The 26,191-nt window shown below is 66.2% G+C and carries 23 protein-coding genes and 1 pseudogene; 11 read left to right on the top strand and 13 right to left on the bottom strand.

Annotated elements, in window-relative coordinates; genetic code table 11:
* Together P1N55_RS19635 and P1N55_RS05700 are read right to left on the bottom strand one after the other, a co-directional pair.
* Positions 1-1,735 (bottom strand): annotated as a pseudogene (locus tag P1N55_RS19635) (Nramp family divalent metal transporter).
* A 76-nt stretch (positions 1,736-1,811) separates the two neighbouring features.
* A complete protein-coding gene (locus tag P1N55_RS05700) occupies positions 1,812-2,363 on the bottom strand; it encodes an HTH domain-containing protein (protein ID WP_276277987.1) in 552 nt (183 codons plus the stop codon).
* A gap of 428 nt (positions 2,364-2,791) precedes the next feature.
* On the opposite strand from P1N55_RS05700, the gene P1N55_RS05695 reads away from it, so the two are divergent.
* The 8 genes from P1N55_RS05695 to P1N55_RS05660 all read left to right on the top strand — a co-directional run bounded on the left by P1N55_RS05695 (position 2,792) and on the right by P1N55_RS05660 (position 12,442).
* Positions 2,792-4,174 carry an ABC transporter substrate-binding protein gene (locus tag P1N55_RS05695; RefSeq protein WP_276277986.1) on the top strand — a complete coding sequence of 461 codons (1,383 nt, stop codon included), beginning with the start codon at positions 2,792-2,794 and terminating at the stop codon, positions 4,172-4,174.
* Positions 4,175-4,311: 137 nt separating this feature from the next.
* Positions 4,312-5,286: a branched-chain amino acid ABC transporter permease gene (locus P1N55_RS05690; protein WP_276277985.1), complete on the top strand. Its 975-nt coding sequence runs from the start codon at positions 4,312-4,314 to the stop codon at positions 5,284-5,286.
* Entirely contained in the window at positions 5,286-6,152 is an 867-nt protein-coding gene (locus P1N55_RS05685; RefSeq protein ID WP_276277984.1) for a branched-chain amino acid ABC transporter permease, read from the top strand. Before P1N55_RS05690 ends, P1N55_RS05685 begins: the two co-directional genes overlap by 1 nt.
* A complete protein-coding gene (locus P1N55_RS05680) occupies positions 6,149-6,913 on the top strand; it encodes an ABC transporter ATP-binding protein (RefSeq protein ID WP_276277983.1) in 765 nt (254 codons plus the stop codon). The genes P1N55_RS05685 and P1N55_RS05680 overlap by 4 nt, the downstream gene beginning before the upstream one ends.
* On the top strand, positions 6,910-7,620 hold the full coding sequence (locus P1N55_RS05675) for an ABC transporter ATP-binding protein (protein WP_276277982.1): 711 nt from the start codon (positions 6,910-6,912) through the stop codon (positions 7,618-7,620). Before P1N55_RS05680 ends, P1N55_RS05675 begins: the two co-directional genes overlap by 4 nt.
* A 62-nt stretch (positions 7,621-7,682) precedes the next feature.
* Complete coding sequence (locus P1N55_RS05670; protein ID WP_276277981.1) at positions 7,683-9,050, top strand: methyl-accepting chemotaxis protein; 1,368 nt, start codon at positions 7,683-7,685, stop codon at positions 9,048-9,050.
* A gap of 92 nt (positions 9,051-9,142) precedes the next feature.
* Entirely contained in the window at positions 9,143-9,742 is a 600-nt protein-coding gene (locus tag P1N55_RS05665) for an AsnC family transcriptional regulator (protein WP_276277980.1), read from the top strand.
* Positions 9,743-9,847: 105 nt separating this feature from the next.
* Entirely contained in the window at positions 9,848-12,442 is a 2,595-nt protein-coding gene (locus P1N55_RS05660; RefSeq protein WP_276277979.1) for a heavy metal translocating P-type ATPase, read from the top strand.
* 16 nt (positions 12,443-12,458) lie between these two features.
* Here the strand turns inward: P1N55_RS05660 and P1N55_RS05655 are convergent, their stop codons facing one another.
* The 8 genes from P1N55_RS05655 to P1N55_RS05620 form a co-directional block, all read right to left on the bottom strand.
* Positions 12,459-12,911: a universal stress protein gene (locus P1N55_RS05655; RefSeq protein ID WP_276277978.1), complete on the bottom strand. Its 453-nt coding sequence runs from the start codon at positions 12,909-12,911 to the stop codon at positions 12,459-12,461.
* Between the two features lie 305 nt (positions 12,912-13,216).
* Complete coding sequence (locus tag P1N55_RS05650; protein ID WP_276277977.1) at positions 13,217-14,353, bottom strand: UxaA family hydrolase; 1,137 nt, start codon at positions 14,351-14,353, stop codon at positions 13,217-13,219.
* A complete protein-coding gene (locus P1N55_RS05645; protein WP_276277976.1) occupies positions 14,353-14,667 on the bottom strand; it encodes a UxaA family hydrolase in 315 nt (104 codons plus the stop codon). The genes P1N55_RS05650 and P1N55_RS05645 overlap by 1 nt, the downstream gene beginning before the upstream one ends.
* Complete coding sequence (locus P1N55_RS05640; RefSeq protein ID WP_276277975.1) at positions 14,664-15,851, bottom strand: UxaA family hydrolase; 1,188 nt, start codon at positions 15,849-15,851, stop codon at positions 14,664-14,666. Before P1N55_RS05640 ends, P1N55_RS05645 begins: the two co-directional genes overlap by 4 nt.
* A gap of 404 nt (positions 15,852-16,255) precedes the next feature.
* Positions 16,256-17,038 carry an IclR family transcriptional regulator gene (locus P1N55_RS05635; protein ID WP_276277974.1) on the bottom strand — a complete coding sequence of 261 codons (783 nt, stop codon included), beginning with the start codon at positions 17,036-17,038 and terminating at the stop codon, positions 16,256-16,258.
* A 134-nt stretch (positions 17,039-17,172) separates the two neighbouring features.
* Positions 17,173-18,315 (bottom strand): iron-containing alcohol dehydrogenase, encoded by a 1,143-nt coding sequence (locus P1N55_RS05630; RefSeq protein ID WP_276277973.1) that lies wholly within the window; start codon positions 18,313-18,315, stop codon positions 17,173-17,175.
* A gap of 89 nt (positions 18,316-18,404) precedes the next feature.
* Positions 18,405-18,803 carry a nuclear transport factor 2 family protein gene (locus P1N55_RS05625; protein WP_276277972.1) on the bottom strand — a complete coding sequence of 133 codons (399 nt, stop codon included), beginning with the start codon at positions 18,801-18,803 and terminating at the stop codon, positions 18,405-18,407.
* Between the two features lie 159 nt (positions 18,804-18,962).
* The gene (locus P1N55_RS05620) at positions 18,963-19,898 is read right to left on the bottom strand and encodes a BKACE family enzyme (protein ID WP_276277971.1); all 936 of its coding nucleotides are present in this window, start codon (positions 19,896-19,898) and stop codon (positions 18,963-18,965) included.
* Positions 19,899-19,984: 86 nt separating this feature from the next.
* Here P1N55_RS05620 and P1N55_RS05615 point away from each other — a divergent pair, with 86 nt between their 5' ends.
* Complete coding sequence (locus tag P1N55_RS05615; protein WP_276277970.1) at positions 19,985-20,779, top strand: SDR family NAD(P)-dependent oxidoreductase; 795 nt, start codon at positions 19,985-19,987, stop codon at positions 20,777-20,779.
* A 77-nt stretch (positions 20,780-20,856) separates the two neighbouring features.
* Here P1N55_RS05615 and P1N55_RS05610 read toward each other — a convergent pair whose 3' ends face one another.
* Complete coding sequence (locus tag P1N55_RS05610; RefSeq protein WP_276277969.1) at positions 20,857-22,173, bottom strand: sugar ABC transporter substrate-binding protein; 1,317 nt, start codon at positions 22,171-22,173, stop codon at positions 20,857-20,859.
* A gap of 144 nt (positions 22,174-22,317) precedes the next feature.
* Positions 22,318-23,307 (bottom strand): ABC transporter permease, encoded by a 990-nt coding sequence (locus tag P1N55_RS05605; RefSeq protein ID WP_276277968.1) that lies wholly within the window; start codon positions 23,305-23,307, stop codon positions 22,318-22,320.
* 225 nt (positions 23,308-23,532) lie between these two features.
* Between P1N55_RS05605 and P1N55_RS05600 the strand changes: the two genes are divergently transcribed.
* Complete coding sequence (locus tag P1N55_RS05600; RefSeq protein ID WP_276277967.1) at positions 23,533-24,306, top strand: ATP-binding cassette domain-containing protein; 774 nt, start codon at positions 23,533-23,535, stop codon at positions 24,304-24,306.
* A 42-nt stretch (positions 24,307-24,348) separates the two neighbouring features.
* Positions 24,349-24,798, top strand: coding sequence for a hypothetical protein (locus P1N55_RS05595; protein ID WP_276277966.1), 450 nt, complete (start codon positions 24,349-24,351; stop codon positions 24,796-24,798).
* A 178-nt stretch (positions 24,799-24,976) separates the two neighbouring features.
* Here the strand turns inward: P1N55_RS05595 and P1N55_RS05590 are convergent, their stop codons facing one another.
* Complete coding sequence (locus P1N55_RS05590; RefSeq protein WP_276277965.1) at positions 24,977-26,047, bottom strand: alcohol dehydrogenase catalytic domain-containing protein; 1,071 nt, start codon at positions 26,045-26,047, stop codon at positions 24,977-24,979.
* Positions 26,048-26,191 lie beyond the last annotated feature (144 nt).

Genomic DNA, 26,191 nt, shown 5'->3' with positions numbered 1-26,191 from the left:
TCAGTCGAGGTAGCCGGCCGCCTCGCCGGCGTCGCTGACGGTTCCGCTCGTGGCGCGTTTCCCCCGGATGGACGCCGCGACGACGAGGACCTGGACGGCCGCGAAGACGGCGAACAGGGCGTACCCGCCGACGCCGCTCCCGACCACGGCCGCGTCCGTCTCGAAGGCGGCGATGCCCGCGGAGTCGGTCAGCACGCGACCAATGAGCAGGACGCTGAAGTACCCGAAAAAGCCCGTCCCCCACCACATCGTGACGACCCTGAGCCAGCCGGGTTGCGTGTGTTCGGGCAGGCGCGTGGCGTTGACGACCAGCACCAGGGCGGTGTAGGGCCACATCATCACGCCCGACATTGCCGCGGCGACGACAAGCAGGCCGAAGGGCTGTTCGATGGGGATGGGCGAGGCCAGGATGGCGACGCCCCAGAGGATGAAGACGGTCAGCAGCGTCCAGAAGATGCGCGGGAGGCTCCACCCCGCGTCGCGCCCGTACAGTTCGTAGACGATGTCGGCGCTGTTGCGGACGAACGACTCGACGATGGCGTACTCCGTGGTCAACAGGGCCAAAAAGAGGGTCGTGAAGATGAGCGCCCCGCCGATGGCCCCGACCTGGGGGACGATGTTGTTGGCCCACATCGCGACCCCGTCGTCGGCGGTCCCCAGGGCGTACTCGGCGGCCAGCGCCATCATCATGGTGGCGACGACCAGCAGGCCGACGACGAACGTAAGGCAGTGCTCCAGCTGGGCGAGGCGCCACCAGCCGCGCCAGCGGCGCATGTTTGTCACCGTCGGGGGGAACGAAAAGCCGTCGCGCTGGACCGGTTCGGGGTCGTCGCCGACGATGGGGTTCTTGATGCGGCCCTGGTAGCGCCCCATCGCGTAGCCCTTCTCGCGCACCCAGAGGCTCTGTGAGAGGTTGAGGTACCCGCCGGCGCCGGCGTAGGCGAGGCCGCCGAGGAAGATGGCGATGTCGCTGCCCGGGGGGGATGGTCCCAACGCTGGCGATGCCGCCGGGCACGTTCGCCAGTTCGTTGACCGACCCCAGCGCGACGAACAGCGCGACGGCGAACACCGAGGCGATGGTGACCAGGATGATCTGGGTTCGCTCGACGACGTTGTACATCAGCGGCGTCAGCTGGTAGGTCGTCCAGATGAGCACCATCAACACGATGCCAAAGAGGCGCCAGGCCACCAGGTCGACGGGGCCCAGTGCCAGTTCGAGCTCCTCCATGCCGGCGCCGATGGCACCGACCTTGGCGGCGCTCGCCGCCCACCCGGGCCAGCCGAGGCTGACGAACCCGAGGACGAGAAACAGGAACGGCCAGAACGGGTGTACCCGTTCGAACGCGCGAAACACCGACTCGCCGGTCGCGAGCGTCCAGCGCTGTATCTCCGTGTTGATGAAAAACTGCGTCAGGACGCCGAAGAAGAAGGCCCAGTACAGCGCCCAGCCGTGCTGGGCGATGAGGACCGGCCAGAACAGCGTCTCGCCGCTGCCCAGCGAGGCCCCGAGCATGATGGCGCTGGGGCCGACGACGTGGGAGAGCTTTGGCACCCGTGGCAGGTCGAGGACGCGGTAGCCGTCGTCCCTGCCGCGGTCGGGGAACTCCGGGGTCTCGGGAGCGATATCGAGGTTGTCGTAGGCGGTCGGCATGTAGGAGGAGCTGCGGTACTCCCGCCCCTCCTCCTCGGACATGTACACCGTCCCCTCCCGCTCCTCTGTGTTCCCTTGGGTCATAGCGGCAGACTCACTATCCTGATGCGACCGGTCGCCCGTTCGTGTGGGGAACGATGGACTACCCTGTCAAAAGTGTTTACCCCCCGAGGAAGTGCCAGATGTGACCCCGTTCCTCGGGAGGGTTGACGCCCGGCAGCTCCGCGAGCGCGGGCTGGATGGCGTTCCACCACCCCTCCGCGGTCTCGTACTCCGCGGGGTTCTGCGGGAACACGTCCTGGAGGAAGTCCGACTTCTTGGCCTCGGGGTGTTCCTGGAGGTACTCGTAGGACGCCAGCAGGGCCTCCTGGCGAGCCTTGAGAGTCTTGCCCGTCCCGGGCAGGTCGACCTCCTCGACGAGGTGTTCGGGGGCCGTCGACGCCTCGGACGGGCGGTCGTCGGGCCGTTCGTGTATCGGCTCCCACCAGACGCGGCTCCGGGAGCCGACCTTGCGCGTCTCGAGGACCCCCTCCTCGACGAGTTCGTTGAGCTTGTTGTGGGCCGTGCGACGGGAGCACCCGACCTCGTCCATGATGTCGCTCGCGGTCAACGGGCGCGCGAGGTCGTCGCGGTCCCGGAACACGTCGACGATCGCATCCAGCGGGACGCGGTCCGACGCTGCGCGGCCGCTGTCCTCGCGCCAGTTGACCATGACTCACGTATGAGGGGGGACAAAAATAAGAGTTGTTGTGGCGACACCCGTGCACACGAATGCACGCCCGGTTCACTCGTGTACATATCGGGTTCAGTCGTGTACACGGACTCGTGCCAGACGTAGCATGAAACGCGGGTACCACGTGGTCGACACTGGCCCGTGCTCGGCCGGTCGACAAACGACCGGAGAGGCGAACGTTCGCGTCGGTTCCGGTGTCAGGAGTGTTTCGGCGGTCATGGATGCGGGAGCGCGTCGTTCAGTCGTGTGAATACGGGCCTGATATCACGCACGTACACGAACGATTGTAATAAAGCCCATGAATGCCGCCTCCGCCCCGATTAGCGTCGAGTCGTGGATGACGCATGAAAGATGTTGTAAATTATCTTCCCCCAAATTATAAGTGATGCCAGTATAGTGCTAGACTCATGCCACGAGGCATGGACTCGGAGGGACAGAAGCGAATCGGCCGACGAACGTACCTGAAAGGCGCCGGACTCGCGGCGCTGGCCGGACTCGCCGGGTGTAGTGGTGGTGGCGACGGTGGTTCCGGTGACGGCAGCTCGAGCGACGGTAGCTCCGGTGACGGCAGCAGCGACGGTGGCAGTGACGGTAGCAGCGACGGCGAGAGCAGCAGTGACGGCGGATCCGCCGGTGAGAGCGGTGACTCCGGCCCGATCCCCGTCGGGAACCTCTCGCCGTTCAGTGGTGGCCTCGGCTGGATCGGGCCGAACTCCCGCCGCGGCGTCCAGACAGCGCTCGAAGCCGAGGGCGGCGTCAACGCGACAGGCGTCCTCGGGACGACCGTCGAGATCAGCGAACAGGACTCCGAGACGAAGCCCCAGCCGGCCATCTCCGGGTTCAACACCCTCGACAGCGAGGGCGTCATGACGATGGTCGGTCCGTCCAGTTCGGTGACGCCGTCGCTCATCGAGCCGGCCCGGAGCGCGAAACTCTCGTTCGTCTCGCCGATGACGGGGACCATCCAACTCGACAACGTCGGCGGCAAGTACATCTGGCGGACGGTCCCCTCGGACGGTATCGGTGCCCGCGCACAGGCCCAGTACGCCTACAACGAACTCGGTGCGGAGTCGATGGCGCTGGCCTACAAGAACGACCGCGGGTCCCAGAGCTTCTCGGCGGCGTCGGGTGACTACTTCAGCACCCTCGGTGGGAGCGTCAAGGAAGAAGTCCCCCTCGACCCGGCCGCGAGCGACTACCGCAGCGAGGTGCAGGCGCTCCAGGACGCCGACGTGGACGTCGTCTCGATGACGGCCGCGACCGAGGTCAGTGGCCTGTTCATCCAGAACTACGTCGAGGCCGGCGCCGACGAGGACTTCGAGCTGCTGCTCGGCAACGACGTGCTGACTCCCGACTTCATCGAGGAGATGGGCGCCGACGTCATGGAGGGGATGGTCGGGCAGGCCCCGGCTCCCGGCCCCGCCAACGACGTCTTTGTCGAGCGCCACCAGGCCCAGCACGACAAGGAGCCGGGTGCGTTCGCAGCGGCCGCCTACGACGCGATGAACCTCATCGGCCTCGCGTTCGTCAAGGAGGGCGAGGCCAACCGGCAGGCGGTCCCGAAGCACCTCAGCGAACTCGGGAACCCGCCGGGGAAGAAGGTCTCCACGTTCGCCCAGGGCAAGAAGGCGCTCGAGAACGGCGAGGAGATAAACTACCACGGCGCGGCGAACCCGCAGAACTTCAACGACAAGGGCGATCCGCTGGGGCCGTTCTCCGCGCTCCAGGCCCAGGACGGCGAGTGGGTCGAGGTCAAGACCTACTCCGCCCAGGATCTGGCCACGGAGTGAGGACGCCCGCACCGACGAGCTGACGCGGTTCCGACGATCCATCTTTCACATATTTCACTGACGAAGAAAATGACCATAGATACCAATCGATTGAGACGGACGAGACGACGAACAACACGCTCACACACGGGTGGTCGATGATGGCGTACTCACAACTGCTGGTAACGGTTCTCATCATCGCCATCATCTACTCCCTGCTGGCCATCGGGATGAACATGCACTGGGGGGACACCGGCCTGCTCAACTTCGCGCACGCGGGCTTCTTCGCCGTCGGTGCGTACACGTCGACAGTACTCACGACCCCGGCCGCGACCGGGCTGCTCGGCGACCGCATCGTCGGGCTGGAACTCCCGATCGTGATCGGTCTGGTGGCGGCAACGATCGTCGCCGCGCTGTTCGGCATCCTGATCGCGCTACCCAGCCTTCGTCTCGAGGGCGACTATCTCGCGATGGTCACGCTGAGCGCGGCGGAGATGATCCGCCTCATCATCACCAACGAGGCGTGGTTGACCGCGGGGACGCAGGGAATTAAGGACATCCCACGCCCCCTCGCGGGCGCCTTCCCGCTCTCGCTGGGTGGCTTCCAGATGGGCTACAACCTGTTCTATTTGGGCTTGACCATCGCGATCCTGATCGCGAGTTACGCCCTGTTCAAGCGACTCTCGGAGAGTCCCTTCGGCCGCGTGCTCCACGCCATCCGCGAGGACGAGGACGTCCCGCGAGCGCTTGGCAAGCGGACGCCGGTGTTCAAGCTCAAGTCCTTCGGGCTGGGTGCCGGCATCGCCGGGCTCGCGGGTGCGCTGTGGGCGCACTTCTTCTTCGCGATCAACCCCACGATGTTCCTGCCGTCCCTGACATTCAGCGTCTGGGCAGCCGTCATCATCGGCGGGGCGGGGAGCTACGTCGGTGCCATCGTCGGCACCAGCTTCATCGTCGGGATCCGCCAGCTGACCCGGTTCCTCCCCAACGACATCCCGCTCGGGAGCGAACTCCCGTTCCTCCGACTCATCCTCATCGGGGCGGCGCTCATCGTCGTCCTGTACTACCGTCCGCAGGGACTGTTGGGTGACAAGGAACGCATCCAGGCCGGACAGGCCATGGAGGGCGAGTGATGGCGACCTTCGACCCGCAGTTCATCTGGTTCGGGCTGGTCTCGGGGAGTCTCATCGCGCTTGGCGCGCTGGGCCTGACGCTCATCTTCGGCATCCTCGATTTCATCAACATCGCCTACGGCGAGTACATGGCCTTCGGCGCGTTCGTCGCCTTCGGGCTGAACACGCAGGCGAACATGCCGATGGTCGTGGCGGGTATCGGTGGCGTACTGGGGGCCGGCGTCCTCGCGATCGCACTGGACAAGGTGGTCTTCGAGAAGTTCCGCAACCGGTCGGCGATCGTGTTGCTCGTCGTCTCCATCGGACTCTCCTTTATCCTCCGGAACTCCATCCGGATCATCTGGGGGAGCGGGACCAAACGGTTCGACATCCCGATCGAGCAGGCGCCGACCTACTTCGGCATCAGCATCCTCCCGGACCAGGTGGCCATCATCATCCTGAGTTTCGGCGTGCTGGCGCTCACCTTCGTCCTGCTCCGGAAGACGGACATCGGCATCGCGATGCGGGCGGCCTCGGACGACACCGACCTCGCACAGATCCGCGGTGTCAACACCGAACGGCTGGTCCTGTACGTCTGGCTGGTCGGTGGCCTCATCGCCGGCATCGCGGGCGTGATGCTCGGCATCGACAGCGTCCTGCGCCCGACGATGGGCTTCCTGACGCTCATCCCCATCTTCGCCGCCGTCATCCTCGGCGGTATCGGTGACCCGGTCGGCGCGGTCGTCGGCGGCTACGCGATCGGCCTGCTGCAGGAGCTGAGCGTCGTCGTCATCCCGTCGGAGTACAAGCCGCTTATCGGACTGCTCGTCCTCGTCGTCGGTCTGCTGACACGGCCGGACGGGCTGTTCGGGGAGGCCACGCGATGAGTACCGACCCGATCCTGGCGGTCGAGAACCTCCGGAAGTCCTTCGGTGGGCTCACGGCCGTCGACGGCGCGAGTTTCGACGTCGAGAAGGGGACCATCGTCGGTCTCATCGGCCCCAACGGGGCCGGGAAGTCCACGACGTTCAACCTGATCACGGGCTTCTACGAGGCCGACGAGGGCTCAGTCCGGTTCCGCGGCGAGGAGATCATCGACCTCTCGCCGGAGGAACGTTCGAAGGAGGGCATGGTGCGGACCTTCCAGATCACCCGGGAACTCACCGGGATGAAGGTGTCACAGAACATGCGCCTGGGCGGCCAGGACCACGACGGCGAGAAGGTGATCCACGCCGTGGCCGGCACCGCAAAGGACCGCGAGGCGGAGATCGGCGAGCGCGCCGAGGAACTCCTGCGGGAGCTCGAACTGTGGGACCTGCGCGACGAGTACGCCGGCAACCTATCGGGTGGCCAGCGAAAGCTGCTCGAACTCGGCCGCGCGCTGATGGCCGAGCCGGACATCCTCCTGCTCGACGAGCCGATGGCCGGCGTCAACCCGAGTCTCACCGACGACATCATCGAGATGATCCACGAGTTGAGCGCGCAGGGGATCACCTTCCTCATCGTCGAGCACGACGTCGACATGATCATGAACATCAGCGACAAGGTCATCGGGATGCACCAGGGACAGGTGCTGACCAGCGGGCCACCGGCGGTCGTCCAGAACGACGACGAGCTGCTCGAGGCGTACTTCGGAGGTGAAGTATGACGTTCCTCGAAGCGAAGAACCTGAAAAGCGGCTACGGGGACGCCATCATCGTCAACGGCGCGAGCCTGGAGATGGAGGACGGCGAGATGGTGACCATCATCGGTCCCAACGGCGCCGGGAAGTCGACGTTCCTGAAGACCATCGTGGGCCTCTTGCGGGTCCGCGAGGGAACCGTCACGTTCCAGGGCGAGGACGTCACCGACGTCCCGGCCGACGAGGCCATCGACTACGGGATGTGTTTCGTCCCGCAGGTCGACAACGTCTTCCCCAACCTGACGGTCATGGAGAACCTGAAGATGGGCGCGTGGTCGCTCGAGGACGACGACGTCTTCGAGTCGCGGCTGGAGGGCGTCTACGAGCGGTTCCCCGAACTGGAGAACCGGACGACGACGCTCGCGGGCAACCTCAGTGGGGGCCAGCAACAGATGGTCGCGATGGGCGCCGGGTTGATGCTCGACCCCGACCTGCTCATTCTCGACGAACCCTCGGCCGGACTCGCACCGGACCTCGTCGACGACATGTTCGAGAAGATCAGTGAGATCAACGACGACGGCACCTCCGTCCTGATGGTCGAACAGAACGCCCGCCGGGCGCTCTCTGAGTCCGACCGCGGCATCGTCCTCGACATGGGCGAATCCCGCATGGAGGGGACCGGTGCCGAACTGCTCGACTCCGAGGAGGTCGCCGAGCTCTACCTCGGAACCTGACACGAGTCGACGATTCGACGGGCACACGAGCGCACGACAACCGACTTCTGGAGACTATCGAGATGAGCACCTTCGAGACCGAGACACCACACGACGACACGTTCGCATCGTTCGTCGAGGCCGACGAGCCCGACGAAGCAAAAACCCGCGAGCAGCTCCGCGCCGAGCGCGACGAGTGGCGCCACCTGTTTACCCAGCTCATCGCGGAGTTCCCGGAACCGATGTTCGCCGTCGACCGGGACCGGGTGCTCAGACACTTCAACGGGGCGGCCGAGGAAGCGTACGCCCGTTCGCGCGAGGAGGCCATCGGGACGATGGGCTACGAGTTCTTCGGCACCGAGGGCGAGTCCGAGATACTCGCCGAGACGGTCGCCCGGACCGAGGAGACTGTCTGGGAGGAACAGTTCCGGAAGGTGCCGACCGACGAGGGGCCCATCTGGAACCGGTCGATGGCCGTCCCGATGGAGACGACCGACGGCGAGGTCATCGGCGCCGTCGAGATGACGCCCATCGTCACCGACCTGGTCGAGGAGCGAGAGCAGATGGCCGCGGCCCAGGAGACGGTCTCCGAGGAGGTCAGCGATGCCGTCGTCGACCTCCGAGAGTCCGCCCAGGACGTCGCGGAGAGCTCCGACGAGAGCGTCGACATCGCGACCGAGCAGTACGACAACATGGAACAGACCGCGACCGAGGTGTCGGACCTCAGCGCCAGCATCGAGGAGGTCGCCTCGACCGCACAGGAGGTCCAGTCGACGAGCGACGAGGCCGAACGCTTAGCCGAGGACGGCCGCGAGTCAGCCACCGAGGCCATCGAAGTCATGGAGTCGGTGAGCGACGCCGCCGAGGAGATGGCGACCGACGTCAACGACCTGCGCGAGCGCATCGACGACATCGACGAGATCGTCGAGGTCATCGACGGCATCGCCGAACAGACGAACATGCTCGCGCTGAACGCCTCCATCGAGGCGGCCCGGGCCGGCGAGGAGGGCGACGGCTTCGGGGTCGTCGCCGACGAGATAAAGACGCTCGCCAGCGAGTCCCAGTCCCAGGCCCAGGCGATAGAGCGCACCATCGAGGAGGTCCAGGGAACCGCCGGAGAGACCGTCGAGAGCATCCGCGAGACGAACGAGGAACTCTCCCGGGGGGTCGACCAGGCCGAACACGTCATGACGACCCTCGAGGAGATAGCGACGGCGGTGAGTCACACTGCCGAGGGCATCCGGGACGTCGCGACGGCCGCCGATGACCAGGCCGCGAGCACCGAGGCGGTCGCGAGCATGGTCGACGAGGTGACTGCACAGGCCGACGAACTCGTCACCGAGATCGAGGCCATCGCGGAGGCCAACCGTCGCCAGTCCGACCTCGTCGAGGACATCGACGCGTCGATACGGGACCTGGAGGCGACGATGGCCGCCGTCACCGACGAGTAGACCTTCGAATCCAAACTCACCGGGCAGGCAAACCTTCGAACCGAACGGAAACTCGGCGTGACGCTTTTGCGCTACGGCATCGAACTGGCGGCATGCGCGAACTGGACGAGACCGACCTGGAGATCCTGCAGCTGTTGCTCTCGAACGCCCGTCGCCCCTTCAGCGACATCGCCGAGGTGGTGGGCCTCTCGGCGCCCGCCGTCTCGGACCGGGTCGACCGGCTCGAGGACGTCGGCGTCATCCAGCGGTTCACCCTCGACGTCGACCGGTCACAGCTGCGGAGCGGGATTCCCGTCCTCGTCACGGTCGAGGTGGCACCGGAGACCCAGTCGGTGGCGTCGGTGCGGGAGACCTTGCTGAACTCCGGGGCCGTCGACCACGTCTTCACCACCGCCGAGGGCGACCTGGTGGTGTTCGCGCGGGTACCGGACAACGACATCGCCGGCTGGCTCTCGGACACCGTCGCCGAGGACGCGGTGGCGGACATCGAGGTGACGCTGCTGGCCGGGGCTCACTGGTCGCCCGACCTGGGCGGGACGGAGTTCGCGCTCACCTGCGCCCAGTGTGGCAACACCGTCGACAGCGAGGGGTCGGCCCGTCGGTTCGACGGCGACCTGTACCAGTTCTGCTGTCCGTCCTGTGAGGCCCGCTTCGAGGACCAGTACGAACGCCTCAAGCAGGGCGTCGAGTGAGACGGTAGACGACCGGACTCTCTTTGGATTCGAAATTCGAGGGCCACTTTCACTTGGTTCTCGAAAGGGAAACCCCGTTGAATACGGAGGACGTATCCCTACGTAATGAGTCAGCGCCGCAGTCAGATCGAGATCGGGGGGATGAGCTGTGCGAACTGCTCGGGGACCGTCCAGGAGGCCCTGGAGTCGCTCGACGGCGTCTCGTCGGCGTCGGTCAACTTCGCCACGGACGAGGGGACAGTCGAGTACGACCCCGAGCGCGTCTCGCTGCGAGCGGTGTTCGACGCCATCGAGGACGCGGGCTACGAACCGCGGACGGAGTCGGTCACCGTCGGCATCAGCGACATGACGTGTGCGAACTGCTCGAAGACGGTCGAGCGTGCGCTCGCGGAGACTCCGGGCGTCGTCGAGGCGACGGCCAACTTCGCCACCGACGAGGCGCAGGTGACCTACAACCCCGCCGAGGCGAGACTGGCCGACCTCTACGAGGCCATCGAGGACGCGGGGTACACGCCGGTCCGCCCGGACGGCGAGACGGACGGCGCCGAAGACGAGCGGCGTGAGGCCGCCCGGACCGAGGAGATTCGACGCCAGCGTCGTCTCACGCTGTTCGGTGCGGCGCTCGCGGCCCCGCTCCTCGGTTTCCTCGTCGAGCGCCTGGTGCTGGGCGGCGACCTCCTCCCGGCGACGGTGTTCGGCGTCGACTTTGGCTGGGTCGAGTTCCTGCTGGCGACGCCCGTTCAGCTCGTGCTGGGCTCCCCGTTCTACAGGAACTCCTACAAGGCGGTGGTCAGGAACCGCACCGCGAACATGGACGTCCTCATCGCGCTCGGGTCGTCGACGGCGTACCTGTACTCCGTCGTCGTCCTGCTGGGCCTGCTCGCCAGTGAGGGCCTGTACTTCGATACGGCCGCCCTCATCCTGGTGTTCATCACGCTGGGCAACTATCTGGAGGCCCGCTCGAAGGGCCAGGCCAGCGAGGCGCTCCGGAAACTCCTGGAGATGGAGGCCGACACCGCCACGCTGGTCGACGAGGACGGCAGCGAGCGCGAGGTGCCCGTCGAGGACGTCGAGGTGGGCGACCGGATGAAGGTCCGCCCCGGCGAGCAGATACCCACGGACGGCGTCGTGGTCGACGGCCAGAGCGCCGTCGACGAGTCGATGGTCACCGGCGAGTCCGTGCCCGTCGAGAAGGGCGAGGGCGACGAGGTGGTCGGGTCGACGATCAACGAGAACGGGGTGCTCGTCGTCGAGGCGACGAAGGTCGGGGCCGACACCGCGCTCCAGCAGATCGTCAAGACGGTCAAGGAGGCCCAGTCCCGCCAGCCCGACATCCAGAATCTCGCCGACCGCATCTCGGCGTACTTCGTGCCCGCGGTCATCGTCAACGCCCTGTTCTGGGCCACCGTCTGGTACTTCTTCCCGGCGGCGCTCGCGGGCTTCGTCGGGGCGCTCCCGCTGTGGGGGCTGGTCGGGGGCGGCCCGGCCGCGCTCTCGGCGTTCGAGTTCGCGGTCATCGTCTTCGCGTCCGCGGTGCTCATCGCCTGTCCCTGCGCGCTGGGCCTGGCGACGCCCGCGGCGACGATGGTCGGGACGACCATCGGCGCACAGAACGGCGTCCTGTTCAAGGGCGGTGACGTCTTAGAGCGGGCCAGAGACGTCGACACCGTCGTCTTCGACAAGACCGGGACGCTGACCGAAGGCGAGATGCGCCTCACCGACGTCGTCGCGTTCGAGGCCGACGCCGCGGTCCCGGACGGCGGCGACTCGGTCGCCGACGGGGGCCAGGTGACCGTCAGCGACGAGCTCGACGAGGACGCGGTCCTCCGCCTGGCCGGAAGCGCCGAGCGCGGGAGCGAACACCCGCTGGCCCGGGCCATCGTCGACGGCGCACACGAGCGTGCCCTGTCGCTCGCGGACGCCGAAGACTTCGAGAACGTCCCCGGTCACGGGGTCCGTGCCACCGTCGATGGCGGCGAGGTACTCGTGGGAAACCGCAAGCTGTTGCGGGACAACGGCGTCGACCCGGACCCGGCCGCCGAGACGATGGAACGCTTAGAGAGCGAGGGCAAGACGGCGATGCTGGTCGCCTACGAGGGCGCGCTGGTCGGCGTCGTCGCTAACGCCGACACGGTCAAGGACAGCGCCGTCGACGCCGTCGCTGCCCTCCGGGAACGCGGCACCGACGTGATGATGATAACCGGCGACAACGAGCGCACCGCCCGTGCCGTCGCCGAACAGGTCGGCATCGACCCCGAAATGGTCCGCGCGGAGGTCCTGCCCGAGGACAAGTCCGACGCCGTCGAGGCCATCCAGGACGAGGGTCGCAAGGCCATGATGGTCGGCGACGGCGTCAACGACGCGCCCGCCCTCGCCGTCGCGTACGTCGGGACTGCCATCGGCTCCGGCACCGACGTCGCCATCGAGGCCGCGGACGTGACGCTGATGCGCGACGACCCGCTCGACGTGGTCAAGGCCATCCGCATCAGCGAGGGGACGCTCGCGAAGATCAAGCAGAACCTCTTCTGGGCGCTGGGGTACAACACGGCGATGATTCCGCTGGCCTCGCTCGGCTTGCTCCAGCCGGTGCTGGCCGCCGGTGCGATGGCGTTCTCGTCGGTCTCGGTGCTCACGAACAGCCTCCTGTTCCGGCGCTACGAACCGGACCACGACTACGAACTGCTCGGGCGCCTCCGCTGACGGCCCCGTCGGTCGCTCACTCGCGTTTGATGTACAGGACCGGGCACGATGCGTTCAGGAGCACCTGCTGTGCGTAGTCCCCGAACATCGCCTTCCCGGCGGGCGAGCGCTTGCTCCCACCGACCACGAGCAGGTCCGCGTCCAGCTCCTCCACGCGGCGGATGATCTGCTCGGACGGACGGCCGCCGGCCACCCCGCTGATCCGGTAGTCGATGCCGTGTTCGTCGAGCATGTCGGCTGGCCCCTTCACGCTCTCGTGGCGCGCGGCGACGTCGTCGGCCGCGATGGCGCTGCCTGCGTCCGGGTCGATCTGGTCGACCATCTCCTCGTACTCCTCTTCCCCGAACAGGTACTGCAGGTACACCGTCGCCCCGCTGGACTCGACGACGTCGATGGCCTCCGCGACGAGCGTCTCCAGGTGCGCTCTATCTGCCTTCTCTACCGACACGACGACTTTCTCGAGGGACATACGCTCACCTCCTCACCGCCGGAATAAATCGTTTTGGGGGGTCGAACGCTAGCTCGGCCCGACGGTCCGCCCCTCCGTGGCCACGGAAGACCACACTCCGCCGAAGATACCACTATAACCGACACGTCTGCGCCTGAATCATAGAATACGGTACCGGATACGCGCCCAATAGATGCTAGTCTGCTGAACTGTCGGTGTAATTCGCCGTTTCTCGAATATTTGGGAACCAGAATTCGATGGTAGTTCCGAAAAAACACGTCGATTATCGCGACGGTACGGTCACCGGCGACGGGCGCGGACCGGCCCTACAGCGAGGGGCCGATGCGGCTGATGGCGAACTTCGTGAGCCCGTGGCGTTCGGTCGCGGTCCGTTCCCCGCCGGCGACCGCGGCGAGTTGCCGGAGGACCTCGTCGGCGTCGGCGGTCCGCGCGTCGACGTCCATGTCGGTCGCCAGCGCCGTGGCCGTCGCCTCGTCGCCGGTCACTTTGAGGACGGGCACGACTGGGTGGCCCGTCGGAATCCCGTCGGCGGTGACGTGGACGACGATTGACGCCCCGGCGGCCGCCAGGGCCGTCGTGGCTTCCTCGAACCGCGAGGGTGCGTCGACGAGGGACAGGCCGCCGTCGGCCGTCGCCTGCTCGCCGTACTCGAGGACGTCCTCGACGGGGGCCCCGCCCCAGGCACCGGTGAGCGACTCGAGGGAGTGCTCCCCGGACCGGTGGACGATGTTCCGCACGTTGCCGGGCTGGCTGGCGCTGCGCTCGGCGACCGCCCGTAGCGATTCGGCGGCCGCATCGTTCGCGGCACGTTCGGCGACGGTGTCGACGTGGGCCGCCAGCCGTTCCGTGCCCGCGACGACGACCCGCCCGCCCGCTTCGAGCAGCGACGCGACAACCTCGCCGACGAGGGGGTCCGCGACCTCGCGGGTCGAGGCCTCGACGTCGGAACTGACGACGCCGACGGTCAGGTCCGACAGCGTCGCCTCCGTGCGTGCCGAGGACTCGGCGGTCCTGGCGAGTTCTCGCGTCGCCTCGGTGCCCTCCTCGATACAGGCGTCGGACCCGCCGGCAGCCTGGATCGCCGTCTCGCGGACCGGTCGGTCCCGCTCGGCGATAGCGGCGGCGAGGTCGTCGCTCTGGAGGTGCTCACAGCCCAGGCCGACGACGGTGGTCCCCGCGATGTTGGGGTTCTGCGAGAGGTTGACCATCGTGCGTTCGGTCTGTTCGTGGTCGGCGCCGATCTGTGCGCACCCGTGGTCGTGCGGGACGCTGACCGCCCGGTCCGTCGCGTCGGCGATGCGGTCGGCGACGATGTGCGAGCAGATGACCGAGGGCATCACCAGGACGTTGTTGCGGACCCCGAGGCTCCCGTCGCCCCGGCGGTATCCCTCGAAGGTCAGCGCGGTCGGGTCGACTGGCCGCTGGTCGGAGACGGGCGCCATCAGGCCACCTCCTCTTTGCCGTCGGTGATGTCGCCGCGGCCGCGCGTACTCCTGCAGTTGTGCGTGTGGACCCACTGGCCGGGTTCGATGCGTTCGGTCGCCCGGCCGATCACCTCGCCGTACTTGTGTACCTCGTCACCCGGAGCCAGTTCGACTAGCGCTATCTTGTGGCCGAAGGGGACCGCCTCCTCGACGCCGACCTCCCCGCTGTCGTACGGGATCACCGCACCCGCCTCGACGTCGTCGATGGCGGTGACCACGTTGTCGTCCCGGCTCATCTGGAGGCCGACGCCGCCGAGTACTTCTCCCTTCATGCGTTCTCCCTCAGTTGGGCCAGCTCGTTTGGCTGCAGTTCGTTGATCGCGAACTCCTCCAGGCGTCGGAGTTCGGCGGCGGTCCGCTCGCCGCTGGCCACCTCCAGCAGGAGGTCGTAGACCCTGTCGCCGGCCGACTCGATGGACTCGCCCTCGAGGATGGTGCTCACGTCGATGTCCATGTTCGAGGCGAGGCGCTCGGCGGTCTTGGGGTTGCCCGTCACCTTGATCACCGGGGCGATGGGGTTGCCCGTGGTCGACCCGCGTCCGGTCGTGAACGCGACGATCTGCGCGCCGCCGGCGACCTTGCCCACGACGCTCTCGATGTCGTAGCCCGGCGTGTCCATCAGCACGAGGCCGCCGCCGACCGGCAGCGACTCGGCGTAGTCGACCAGACCGCGGACGGCCGTGGTTCCGCCTTTCACGATGGCCCCGAGGCTCTTCTCCTCGATGGTCGTCAGGCCGCCCTCCTGGTTGCCCGGGCTGGGCTGGGCCCCCCGGAGGTCGACGCCCATCAGCTGGGCGGCCGACTCGCGGAAGTCCACCCGCTCGAGCAGGCGCTCTCGGAGGGACTCGGACTCACAGCGGTCCGCGAGGATGTGCTCGGCGCCGATGAATTCGGGTGTCTCAGAGAACGAGGCCGTCCCCCCGTCCTCGACGAGGCGGTCACAGGCCCTGCCGACGGCAGGGTTGGACGCGATGCCGCTCGTGGCGTCAGACCCGCCACACTCCACGCCGAAGATGAGCTGGCTGGCGTCCTGTTCGGTCCGCTCCAGGCCGGCGATGTCGGCCCAGAGCCGGTCGGCTGCTTCGACGCCGGCCTCGACGGCGGCGGACGTGCCGCCGCGATCGCGAATTCTGAGTACCTCGACGTCGCGCTCGGCGTCGGCGATCGCGTCGGCGACGGCGTCGGCGTCCGTCGACTCGGTCCCCAGTTCGACGACGACAGCGGCACCGACGTTCGGGTTCGTCCCGATGCCGGATAGCGTCCGCTCTATCTGTTCGCGTGCCTGTTCGGGCGGGTCGGTCCCCATCTGGTGGGGCGTCGAGTGGACCTGTTCGCCCGCGCGGTCCGCGATAGCGTCGGCGACGGCCGACGCCGCGACCGAGACCGGTATCACGGCGACGTAGTTGCGGACCCCTGCAGGGCCGCTCGGTCTGTCGAACCCAGCAAACGTTTCCATACCCTGTGGAACTTCAGCGACCAGTAAAAACGTTGTCCTCGGCGACACATCGGCGCCACTGGGTCTCCGACCGCGGGACTGCGACCGGCGGTGTACTGCTCGGGACACGACCGGACGATATTCTCCACCCTTCCCCGTATTTTCGGGCACTGAAACCGACGAATATTGCTGCCCGACGGACTCAGTTCTGCTGTTCACTATCGTTGGACGATTTTTCTCGCGTCCCGTCCTCCTGATCGTAACATATGTACTTCCGTTATTTAACCTCGAGGGGCCCTTCCCAAGATAAGCACGTCTGTGTCCTGGCGCGCGTCACCGGGTACCACTATCCAACGATATTGGACGATTCGGGAGCCACACGGAGCGTCCCCGTAGTGGGATCGTGACGCTAGAACGGCGATGGCTCAGTAGTGTTTGTAAGAGAGCTCGATGATGTTGACGGCCTCTCTGAGTCCCTCGAGGATGCCGTCGTCGAGGCTGTCGTCACCCAGCCGGCGTTTCGGACCGGAGATGGCCGCGGCGGCGACGGGGTCCGGGTCGTCGCTGTACCGGACCGGGATCGCGACGGCTTTGACGCCCTCGCGGCGCTCCTGGTCCTCGATCGCGTAGCCGCGCTCCCGGATGGCCTCCAGTTCATCGAACAGCGCGTCGCGCTCGGTTATCGTGGCGTCGGTGGCGCTGGGGAGGCCGTGCTGGTCGACGACCGCGTCGACTCGTTCGTCGGACAACTGCGAGAGCAGGGCCTTCCCGAGTGCCGTCCAGTGCATGTTCGTGAACTCGCCCGTCGGGGCGTTGTCGAACATCCCGTCGGAGGGCTGGGAGGTGTACAGCAGGACGCGCTGGCCGTCCTCCATCACGCCGAGGTTCGCCACCTCGCCCACCTGCGAGGAGAGCTCGTCTATCTCCTGTTTGGCAGCCTGGAAGAGCCGGAGGCGCTGACGAATCGACCCACCGAGTTCGAGAAATCGGAGTCCCAGGCGGTACTCGCCGCCGTCGTTTACCACGTAGCCTGCCTCCTCGAGCGTCTTCAGGTAGACGAAGGTCGTGCTCTTGGGTAACTCGAGCGTCGACGCCAGTTCCGAGACGCCGACGCTGTCGAACTCCCGGAGGCCGTCGACGACGGTGAACATCGTGTGGACGGCCTGGATGTTGTGTTCCGACGAACCGGACGCGCCGTCTTGTGCCATATTTACAGCTGCTGGACGTCGGTAAAAGAATCTAATCGTTGGTTTCTGTCACGTTCGGTCCAATATTGATGGACGAGCCGTGGGTCGGCTCCCCGTGGCATCCCGCGACACGGCGATGAGCGCGTCCGGCCTGCTCAGAACGCGTCGCGGTAAATCTCCAGGACGTCCTCCTCGGTCGAGACACGGGGGTTCGTGCCCTTGTTGCGACGCGTGTCCTTGCGCGTAACGGCGGCCTCGGCGAGGTCCGGGAGGTACGACTCCTCGACGCCGAGATCGGCGAGTCCGTCGGGAATGCCCACGGCGGCCGAGAGGTCCTCGACCTCCTCGACGAAGCGCTTCGACGCCTCGCGCGTCGTCATCGTGTGCGTCGCGACGCCCATCGCGTTCGCCAGGTCCGCGTACTTCTCCTCGCGCGCGACCCGGTTGTACTTCAGGACGGCCGGGAGGATGACCCCGTTGGTCACGCCGTGGGGCGTGTCGTAGTGGGCGCTCACCGGGTGCGACATCGCGTGGACCAAGCCGAGACCGGCGTTCATGAATCCGGTGCCCTCGATGGTCGTCGCGATTTGCATGTTCATCAGCGCGTCGAGGTCCTTCTTCGCGACGGCGGCCGGGAGGTTCTCGGAGATCATCTCGACGGCGGCCCTGGTCAGCGCGTCGGTGATGGGATTTGCGTTCGTCGAGAGATAGGCCATGACCGACTGGGTCAGACAGTCCATCCCCGTCGACGCCGCGACGTCCGACGGGAGCGACTCGAGCAGCGTCGGGTCCAGCAGGGCGACGTTCGGGATGAGCGCGTCGTCGAGGATGCCCAGCTTCTCGTCCCGGTCCGGGTGGGTGATGACGGCCGCCGACGTGACCTCGCTGCCGGTCCCGATGGTCGTCGGAACGGTGACCGTCGGAAGCGGGTCGACCTCGAAGTTCTGCAGTCCCTCGTAGTCGGCGATGGTGCCGCCGTTGGTCGCGCGGCCCGCGATGGCCTTCGCCGTGTCCATCGAGCTCCCGCCGCCGATACCGACGACGCCGTCCCTGTCGCCCGACTCCAGGCGGTCGACGCCCGATTCGACCGTGGCGACCCGCGGATTCGGTTCCACCTCGTCGTAGAGGTCGTAATCGATGCCGTCGGCCTCGAGCGCGGCGACGATCGGTTCGACGACGCCCACCTCGACGAGCGTCGGGTCGGTGACGAGCAACGGGCGCTCGACGCCGAGTCGGGACAGTTCCTCCCCGATGTCGGCGGCTCTCCCCTTTCCGAAGACGACGTCTGTGCGGTGCACGAATCGGAACGGCTGGTCGTACTCGTACATGATAAACCGTCTTCGACTTCCCCGGGTGCGATAAAATAGTTTTCCCCGACCGTCGGGGTTCAGTCCCTGAAGTCCGGGACCTCGTCCGGAATCTCGGTCAGAATCGCGCTGTAGTCGAGGTAGACCCGTAGCGCGGTAATCTCGTCGTCCGCGAACTCCATCACGTCGACCAGGCCGACGCCCTCGTAGGACCGCCCGGCCGTCGTCTCGCCGGCGATGGTCCCCTCGCAGACGACGGTCGACCCGTCGGTGTAGAACCGGTCCATGTGGTGGCTCCCGCTGGCGAAGAACTCCGCGTTCAGTTCGAAGAACTCGCGGACGGCCTCCCGGCCCCGGAAGATTCCTTCGCGTGGCGATTTCAACACCGCGTCCTCGGCGAACAGTTCCACCACGTCCTCGACCGACGCCTCCGGGTCGTCCGACCGTTCGAAGTACTCCCTGGCGATTGCTTCTGACATCGTCACTTCTTCCCACACGCAGCGACCACTTATTTCTGACGCGCTCCATGCCTGGGGGCGACGACGGCCCGACTGTGACCGGACGCGCCGTCGGCCCTGTGAGCTGATACGGTTCGCAGACGGGATCGGGATGCAGGTGACGCCGTTTCCGGCCGGCGCTCAGAAGTCCGTCGCCGCCTGTCCCTTCAGGCCCAGGAACTCGCGGGTCTCGGCCGGCGTCGCTATCTCTCGCCCGGTCACGCTGTGGGTGAGGTCGACCAGCTTCTCGACGAGCTGGGCGTTGCTCTCGGCCAGCTGGCCGCGGGCGAGATAGAGGTTGTCCTCAAGGCCGACGCGGGCGTGGCCGCCGGCGTCGACGGACTGGAGCGCCCGGGCGAACTCCGACCGCCCGGCCCCGATGACGGAGTACGAGAACTGGTCGCCGAACAGTTTCTCCGCGATGTGGACCATGTGGGTCAGGTTCTCCGCGTCGGTACCGATGCCGCCGTGGATGCCCAGCACGAACTGGACGTGCAGCGGCGGCTCCAGGTACCCCCGGTCGAGCATGTGTTTCGCGTTGTAGAGGTGACCGACGTCGTAACACTCCAGTTCGGGCTTCGTGTCGTGTTCGGCGAAGGTATCGAGCACCGTCTCTAAGTCTTCGAAGGAGTTCGGGAATATCAGGTCGCGGGTCCCCTCGAGGTACTCCCGTTCCCACTCGTACTCGAACGCGTCGTACTTCTGGAGGAGGGGATAGAGACCGAAGTTTATCGACCCCATGTTACAGGAGGCCATCTCGGGTTCCAGTTCCGGGACGACACTGACGCGCTCCTCGACGGGCATCGTCGGCGCGCCCCCGGTCGTCGGCTGGACGACGACGTCCGTCTCGGCCTGTATCTCCGACGCGACCTGTCTGAACAGGTCGAGGTCGGTCTGTGGCTCCCCCGTCTCCGGGTCCCTGACGTGGATGTGGACGATGCTGGCGCCGGCCTCGGCGGCGGCGATGGCTTCCGACGCGATCTCCTCGGGCGTCACCGGCAGGTGCGGGGACATCGTCGGGACGTGAATCGCGCCGGTCACCGCACACGAGACGATGACTGGGTCGAGCTGTCGCATACTCCGTTGTGGTCGCCCGGCCCAAATCAATCTACGGATGTGACACACCCAAACGACTATCTTTCGTCCGAACGCTCCATCGACACATGGCGAGTGCAGAACTGACGATTCCTGGCGATAGCGCGATAGTCACGGCGAGCGGCAGCGGCATCGGGAAACACATCGCCGAGCACCTCGCGGCGGCGGGCGTCGACGTGGTCGTCAACGATATCGACGCGGACGCGCTGGCCGCGACGGCGAGCGAGTTCGAGTCACTGGAGGGCACTGTCACGCCCGTCGCCGGCGACGCGAGCGACCCGGACGACATGGCCGGGGTCGTTGACGAGGCCGTCGACGAGTTCGGTGGCCTGGACATCCTGGTCAACAACGTCGGCATCGCCGGTCCGTCCAAACCCGTCGAGGACATCACCCACGAGGAGTTCATGTCCACCCTGGAGGTGAACCTGGGCGGGCACTTCAACGCCACACGGGCGGCGGTTCCCCACCTCCGGGAAGCCGACGCGGGGCGCGTCGTCAACATCTCGTCGATGAGCGGAAAGCGCCCCCTCACCTACCGGACGCCCTACACCACGGCGAAGATGGGCATCATCGGGTTCGTCCGGACGCTGGCCGAGGAGCTGGCCGACGACGACGTCACGGTCAACGCCGTCTGTCCCGGCAGCGTCGAGGGCCCGCGCCTGCGCGAGGTCATCGAAGGGCAGGCGACCAACCAGGACCGCCCCTACGACGAGGTGGAAGCGGAGTTCCGAGCGGTCTCGCCGCTCGACGCGTTCACCCAACCCGAGGACGTGGCAAACGTCGTCCTGTTTCTGTGTTCCGAGCAGGCGAGTCACATCACCGGACAGGACGTCAACGTCACGGCCGGCATCTGCAAGTACTGAGGACGAAATCGAGAGAAGAGAAAGCGAGGCGGACCGAACGTAGCTGGGGAGAGCGTGTCGGAGAGACGAGGGTTCGATTACGACGGCGGGTCGCCCTGCGGCGAGAGGTCGAGGTCGGCCGTCTCGGACTCCATACCGAGGCGACTCTCGGCGAGCTTGGGCCAGTGCATGTCGTTGTCGACGTTCTCCGGCCCCATGATGTAGGTCGGCACCGTGTAGCGCGGACCGTAATCCGTCTGTTCGATCTCCGGTTCCTTGCCCAGTTCCGCGCCGTAGTAGAACCGTTCGGGCTTGATGACGTCGGTCGCCGTCTCGCCGACCGGAATCACGTCGCGGGCACCCTGGCCGATGGCGTACTCGTCGAGCAGGTCGACACAGATCTGGCCGTACGCGACCGGGTTCTGCATCGAGATGAAGTCGATGTACCCCTCGTTCATCCACTTCACGTCGCTGAGGTAGCCGTCGACGGCCCCGACGAAGATGTGTTCCTCGTTGCCGCGGTAGTACAGCTGGTCCTGGCGGTCGAGCGTCTGGACGACACCGGCCAGGAAGCCACCCGAGGAGGCGTTGAGGACGGCGTCGACGTCCTGGTTCTGCGAGAGCCACTCCGTCGCGGAGGTCGAGAACTCCTCGGGGGAGCCGCCGCCTTCGACGTTGTGGAACTCCAGCCCGGAGTTCGACGCGATCTCCTCCATGCGGTCCCGGGTCCCCTTCATGCGCTGGTTCCAGGCGAAGGAGCCGAGGAAGCCGTGGAAGTAGACGACCTTCGTCCCCTCGAGGGAGCCGTACTTGTCTTTGAGCTCCTGGGCACACCGGTCGGCGAGGTTCTCGCCGGCGAGGTAGTTGTCGAACGCGACCGTGACGGTCGCCTCGCGGGACGCGGGCGTGTCGACGACGCCCACCGGGATGCCGTCGTCCATCGCGTTGCTGATGGGTGACTGCTGGGCCTCGCTGTCGACGGGGTCCGTGATGATTGCCGCCGTCTCTTCTCGCGTCGCGAGACTCGAAATCTGGCGGTTCAGCTGCTCGCTGTCCATCTCGGCGCCGATGAGCTGGGACTCGTAGCCGAGCTGTTCGGCCTCGTACTGCGCGCCCCGGGCCGCCGTCCGGAAGAAGAACGCCGACAGGGACTTCATCGGGATGCCGATGAGGTTCCCGGCGCCGCTGCCGCCGTCGCTGGATCCGCCGTCGCTGGACCCGCCGTCACCGCCGGAGCCACCGTCGCCGCCGGAACCGCCGTCTCCGGAACCGCCGTCTCCGGAACCGCCGTCGCCGCCCGAGCCACCGTCGCTCGAACAGCCGGCGAGGCCGCCGGCACCGAGAAGCCCGGCTGCACCGAGTGCTTTCAGATAACTACGCCGCGTTTCGTCCGTGGAGTCGCTCCAGTCGGTCATGATTAACAGGCGTAAACCTACATGCACATGCTACAGTCTGGTACTTAAATCTTTTGCACCAAAAGAAACGGAATTAATATTTCATCCGCACCGCCCGGTCGAAGGAGGATGGCGACTGCCGCAGAAAACGGGGTCCGTAGCGCGTCAGTCCGTCTTGTAGGTCCGCAGCCCGCCGAGGATGATCGCAAAGAGGACCAGCACCCCGGTAAAGAGCCGAACGTTGTACCCGCTGACGCCGGCGATGGTCAGGCAGGTGTCGATCATCTGCAGGAGGAGTGCGCCACCGACGGCCTGGTGGATGCTGGCCTGCCCGCCGGTGAGTCGGATGCCGCCCAGAATCGGGGCCGCGATGGCCGGCAGGAGCCGCCCCTGTCCGAAGGTGGAACTGATGATGGCGAGGCGGGAGGACAGCAGGAAGCCGGCCAGCGCCGAGAGCACGGCACAGATGATGAAGGCGTTCCGGCGGACCTTCTCCGTGTTGATGCCGGCGCGGCTGGCGGAGTCCTCGTTCCCGCCGGTCAGCAGGAGGTCCTGTCCGAACGGAAGGCGCGTGAGCACGACGTGGGCACCGACGGCGATGACCAGGATGGCGACCAGAATCAGGCTGACGCCACCGACGGTCTCGTTCCCGATGAAGGTGTATGCCTCGCCGAACCCGGAGATGGTCGCCCCCTGGGTGAACACGAACAGTAACCCGATGAGGAGGAAGTACGTCCCCAGCGTGGCGATGAGCGAGTCGATCTCGAGCTTGTTGACGAGATAGGCGTTCATCAGGCCGATGGCCGCCGCGACGAGCGGCAGCCCGATTCCCACGGCGACGATGAACGGCACGCCCAGTGACTTGATGAACCACGTCGCCACGAAGGGCGCCACGCCCATCGTGCCGACGATAGAGAGGTCGATCTCCGCGGCGGCCATCACGAACGTGATGCCGATGGCAAGCACCACCAGGTCGACGGAACTGATGATGACCTGGTTGACGATCCGCACACCCCAGACCTGCGGGAACAGGGCCGACATGCTGAGATACACGATGGCCAGCAGCGGCCAGATGAAGTACTCTTTCAACGCCTCCGTCAGTGGGTTCTGACTCGAATCGAAACCTAGCGAGTCAGCGCTCAATTCGAACGCCATATGGCCACTGTAACGGTAATGCTATTTTATTCTTACTGTTGGATGAGACAGACAGACACGGTTGGGGCGGTAGATTCACCACTCGTGGTCGGCCGCCCGTGAACTGGCAACCGTGGGTCGCATCGGTCGGCAATGAGGCGCTGTCTCCCGGTTTCGTCGCCCAGTCGGCCGTCGGCCCGTCCACGGTAGATATAAATAGGGGGACTACAATATTCCTCACAATCAATGTCCAGTCAAGAGACCGTAGAATCGACGGAATCGACCCAGGAACCTGTGTTGAAAGCCGAGAACGTCTCGAAGAACTTCGGGACAGTGCAGGCACTCGACGACGTCTCGCTCGAGCTCGGGGACAACGAGGTGGTGGCCCTCGTCGGCGACAACGGCGCGGGCAAGTCGACGCTGTTGTACTCCCTCGTGGGCCTGCACAACATCAACGACGGGAAGATAACGTACCGGTCGGGGACCACCCTCACGCCGAACAATCAAGAGGATGTCCTCGGGTCCGAGGTCGGCGTCGTCCACCAGGACATGGCGCTGGTCGGCATCCGCCCGGTGTTCGAGAACGTTTTCATCGGCCGGCAGATCACGAAAGACTACCTGGGGGGACTCCTGAAGTTCTCCGACAAGGAGGCGATGCGCCGCGAGTGTGAGATGATGCTCGACCAGCTCGGGTTCGACCTCCCGGTCAACAAGCAGGCAAAACTGCTCTCCGGTGGTGAGCGTCAGATTCTCGCGTTCGCCCGTGCAATCTACCCCGACCCGCCGATTCTCGTCCTCGACGAACCGTTCACGGCGCTCTCCGAGGACATCATCAACAAGCTGATGGACACCATCGACGACCTCAAGGAGGACCACTCGATCCTCATCGTCAGTCACAACCTGGAGATGGTCCGCGAGATCGCCGACCGCATCATCGTCATGCGCCGTGGCGAGAAGGTCGCGGACCTCTCGGGCGAGGAGATCGAGCGCGAGGACATCCTGCGTCTCATGATCGGGTGACGTGTCGGTGACGACTGCAGCGACGTGGGGTCTCGAACCACGATGAACCACAAACGCACTGTTCTGGTCGGACTCGCTCTGGTCGTCGGGGCCGTCTTCGCCGTCCAGATCGGCTACGGCGGCCTCCCGCTCCAGGACGGCACGCAGACCGTCTCCATCCAGGCCATCGAGGACCACCCCGACCGCTACGTCGGGGAGCGAGTTACGGTCGAGGGCTGGTACCAGGGTGGCATCATCCGGGACGCGAACCCCGTCTGTGCCAACACCAGAGAGGGCCTCCAGAAGGAACCGTACGGGACGCTCTATGTCATCGTCCCCGAGAACTCGACGCTGTACACCGACTACAAGTACCGGTTCACCGGCGTCCTGCGGCCGGGGTCGGCCGTCGACCGGGTCATCCCGGAGTCCGAGCCCGTCTTCCTGCCCGAGTCCATCGAGTCGCTGGGCAAGGTCGGCGACTGCAGCTTCGACCCGGACACCGGGACGAACTGACCGCGCGGCGTCGGCACCCGACTGTTTCTGTGACGTTCGTACCCTCTCGACAAGTGCCCACCGTTCCCTCTCCCCGCGCGCTCGCGGACGGCCTCGCGCGTCGGCGCACGCGACCGGCAGCGCACCCGCTCGCCGGTCGTGACGGCCCGAAAAAATCGCGGCGGTGACCGCGGGAGCGTTACTCGAACTCGGTGATGACTTCGACGCCCTTGGTCTCGAAGTTCGTCATCGCCTCGAGACGGTCGTTGATGTCGTCGAGGGCGACGTGCTTCGTGACCAGCTTGTCCGGCTGGATCTTGCCCTTGTCCATCAGGCGGAAGAGCTCGTCGTAGCGGTGGGGCTGGAAGCCCTTGGCCGTGATGCAGTCGATCTCCGAGTGGAGCATGTAGTCGATGGGCATGTCGATGCGGCCCTCCTCCTCGGAGGTCGTGATGCCGATCTGGACGTGGGTCCCGGTCGGTTCGACGCTGTTGATGGAGTTCAGGCAGGTCGTCCGGATGCCCAGGCCGTCGACGGAGATCTGGGCGCCGCCGTTCGTTATGGTCTGTATCTCGCCGGGGACGTCGTCCATGTCGGCGGCGTTGACCGTCTCGACCGCGCCCATCTCCTCGGCGAGGTCGAGCTTGTCGTCGTCTAGGTCGACGGCGATGACGTTCCCGCCGAGCGCGTCGGCGACGTTGACCGCCGAGAGGCCGATGCCGCCACAGCCGTGGACGGCGACCCAGTCGCCGGGGTCGATGCCCGAGCGGTCCGCGATGGCGTGGTATGAAGTGACATACCGGCAGCCGAGCCCCGCCATCTCGTGGGCGCTGATGCCCTCCGGGATGCGGGCCAGGTTGAAGTCCGCGTTCGGGATGCGCAGGTGGGTCCCGAAGGCCCCGGGCTGGGCCGCGTCGTCGAACCCGTAGTGGAGGATGTTCTCACACATGTGGGCGTTGCCGTCGCGGCACTTGTTGCACTTCCCACAGACGATGTTGAACGGGACGACGACCTGGTCGCCCTCGTCGAAGTTCTCGATGTCGTCGCCGGTCTCTAAGATGGTTCCCGCGGGCTCGTGCCCGAGGATGTTGCCCTTCGTGACAGCGCCGCCTTCGAGCCACGCGTAGTCGCCCTGCCAGCCGTGCCAGTCGCTCCGGCAGATGCCACACGCTTCCGTCTTGACGAGCACCTCGTCGTCGGCTATCGTCGGCGTGTCTCGTTCTTCGATTTCAAGCGGTTCGCCATAATCTTTCAGTACAGCACCTCGCATGATAGTAGCTATCTCAAAGACGGCGATTATTAATCTTTCTCCTCTGCGCGCGGGACGCGGGCCAGCCACTCATAGGGCTCACCGTAGCCGGTCGGGACGAACGAGCCGTCCGACCGGTCGAGGGATTCGGTTCTCCCGAGAGAA

The organism is Haloarcula regularis (assembly GCF_029338315.1).
GTDB classification, from domain to species: Archaea; Halobacteriota; Halobacteria; order Halobacteriales; family Haloarculaceae; genus Haloarcula; species Haloarcula regularis.
Note: the sequence above shows the minus strand (reverse complement) of the source record. Positions and strands in the feature narration are given on the sequence as shown.

Coding starts and splice junctions, on each gene's coding strand:
- P1N55_RS05700 (WP_276277987.1), bottom strand. CDS start 2,363: ATGGTCAACTGGCGCGAGGACAGCGGCCGCGCAGCGTCGGACCGCGTC.
- P1N55_RS05695 (WP_276277986.1), top strand. CDS start 2,792: ATGCCACGAGGCATGGACTCGGAGGGACAGAAGCGAATCGGCCGACGA.
- P1N55_RS05690 (WP_276277985.1), top strand. CDS start 4,312: ATGATGGCGTACTCACAACTGCTGGTAACGGTTCTCATCATCGCCATC.
- P1N55_RS05685 (WP_276277984.1), top strand. CDS start 5,286: ATGGCGACCTTCGACCCGCAGTTCATCTGGTTCGGGCTGGTCTCGGGG.
- P1N55_RS05680 (WP_276277983.1), top strand. CDS start 6,149: ATGAGTACCGACCCGATCCTGGCGGTCGAGAACCTCCGGAAGTCCTTC.
- P1N55_RS05675 (WP_276277982.1), top strand. CDS start 6,910: ATGACGTTCCTCGAAGCGAAGAACCTGAAAAGCGGCTACGGGGACGCC.
- P1N55_RS05670 (WP_276277981.1), top strand. CDS start 7,683: ATGAGCACCTTCGAGACCGAGACACCACACGACGACACGTTCGCATCG.
- P1N55_RS05665 (WP_276277980.1), top strand. CDS start 9,143: ATGCGCGAACTGGACGAGACCGACCTGGAGATCCTGCAGCTGTTGCTC.
- P1N55_RS05660 (WP_276277979.1), top strand. CDS start 9,848: ATGAGTCAGCGCCGCAGTCAGATCGAGATCGGGGGGATGAGCTGTGCG.
- P1N55_RS05655 (WP_276277978.1), bottom strand. CDS start 12,911: ATGTCCCTCGAGAAAGTCGTCGTGTCGGTAGAGAAGGCAGATAGAGCG.
- P1N55_RS05650 (WP_276277977.1), bottom strand. CDS start 14,353: ATGGCGCCCGTCTCCGACCAGCGGCCAGTCGACCCGACCGCGCTGACC.
- P1N55_RS05645 (WP_276277976.1), bottom strand. CDS start 14,667: ATGAAGGGAGAAGTACTCGGCGGCGTCGGCCTCCAGATGAGCCGGGAC.
- P1N55_RS05640 (WP_276277975.1), bottom strand. CDS start 15,851: ATGGAAACGTTTGCTGGGTTCGACAGACCGAGCGGCCCTGCAGGGGTC.
- P1N55_RS05635 (WP_276277974.1), bottom strand. CDS start 17,038: ATGGCACAAGACGGCGCGTCCGGTTCGTCGGAACACAACATCCAGGCC.
- P1N55_RS05625 (WP_276277972.1), bottom strand. CDS start 18,803: ATGTCAGAAGCAATCGCCAGGGAGTACTTCGAACGGTCGGACGACCCG.
- P1N55_RS05620 (WP_276277971.1), bottom strand. CDS start 19,898: ATGCGACAGCTCGACCCAGTCATCGTCTCGTGTGCGGTGACCGGCGCG.
- P1N55_RS05615 (WP_276277970.1), top strand. CDS start 19,985: ATGGCGAGTGCAGAACTGACGATTCCTGGCGATAGCGCGATAGTCACG.
- P1N55_RS05610 (WP_276277969.1), bottom strand. CDS start 22,173: ATGACCGACTGGAGCGACTCCACGGACGAAACGCGGCGTAGTTATCTG.
- P1N55_RS05605 (WP_276277968.1), bottom strand. CDS start 23,307: ATGGCGTTCGAATTGAGCGCTGACTCGCTAGGTTTCGATTCGAGTCAG.
- P1N55_RS05600 (WP_276277967.1), top strand. CDS start 23,533: ATGTCCAGTCAAGAGACCGTAGAATCGACGGAATCGACCCAGGAACCT.
- P1N55_RS05595 (WP_276277966.1), top strand. CDS start 24,349: ATGAACCACAAACGCACTGTTCTGGTCGGACTCGCTCTGGTCGTCGGG.
- P1N55_RS05590 (WP_276277965.1), bottom strand. CDS start 26,047: ATGCGAGGTGCTGTACTGAAAGATTATGGCGAACCGCTTGAAATCGAA.